The organism is Oleiphilus sp. HI0128 (assembly GCF_001635365.1).
The window spans coordinates 1-1,116 of record NZ_LWGG01001162.1; the positions used below are offsets into that span (position 1 = coordinate 1).

At 43.9% G+C, this 1,116-nt stretch carries 1 protein-coding gene; it reads right to left on the reverse strand.

Annotated elements, in window-relative coordinates:
* On the reverse strand, positions 1-1,116 hold a 1,116-nt coding region (locus A3763_RS28940), incomplete at both ends, for a TonB-dependent receptor (protein ID WP_197483001.1).

Consider the following 1,116-nt stretch of genomic DNA (forward strand, 5'->3'; position numbering starts at 1 on the left):
CTCTGATACCTGCAAGTCCTGATAGTCGCTATAAAATAAAGCTATGTTTGAATGTAGTTTTTTATCTAATAGCTGGAACTTACTACCTATTTCGTAGGACCAAACCTTCTCGGGAGAATACTCTGGCGAAGCATCCGTCATGTTGTAACCGCCGCTTTTGAAACCGCGTTTGACACTGCTATACACCATCGTTCCAGAATCATATGTATAATCAAGCGAGAACGATGGGCTCCATGAGTCCCAAGAATTAGAGGGCGACGCAGAAAAATCTAATGTAGGATCTGCGTGATCATACACATTGTCAAATTCTTTTTCTTCACTGCTGTAACGCAAACCCAGAGTTGTATTCAGCCGATCCGTTATTGAGTAGGTTCCTTGCCCAAAGAGCGCATACGCCTGTGTTTCGTTTTTGGAGTCTACGACAACAATTGTAGAGTTAATGGCAGTGTCAGATTCATGCTCTTCTTGCAAATAATATGCACCTGCCACCCATTTTAGCCTGTCACCTTGATATTGAAGACGCAGTTCTTCCGAGAGCATATTCTGCTGCTCTTCATACTCTGTCACCAGATACACCACATCGCTACCATCTGTATCTTCCTTTAACTTGAGATCTAGGTCTCTATACCCTGTCAGAGAAACCAAGGTTAATTCAGGAGATATTTTTCGCGTATACTCGATTGAGGCGCCATAGTTTTTGCTTTCTGTATAGGGGTCAACATCATTGACATTAACCGACCATGGATCACTAGGAACTATTGCTCCTGCTGCTAATGTACCTGCTGCACCATCCGAGTTCACAAGCGTCGTCTTATAAGCCGCTGGATTCCTATCAATATCTGAATAATCTGCCCTTAACACTAACTCGCTTTTGTCATCGAGCAAAAAGCGCAATGCCCCGCGAGTCGCTAAAGAGTCGTCATCCAATAAACCATCAACACCTGTTGCAGCAGTATTCTTGACGTAAGGATCGTGATCGGTCTTAACAACAGCTAAACGGCCTAGAACCTTATCCTCAGAAATTGTGCCGTTTATCATGCCGCCTACGCTGCGAAAACTATACGAGCCAACTTCTGCGAATAGCTTACCGCTAGACTCCGCTTCTGGTTTTTTAGT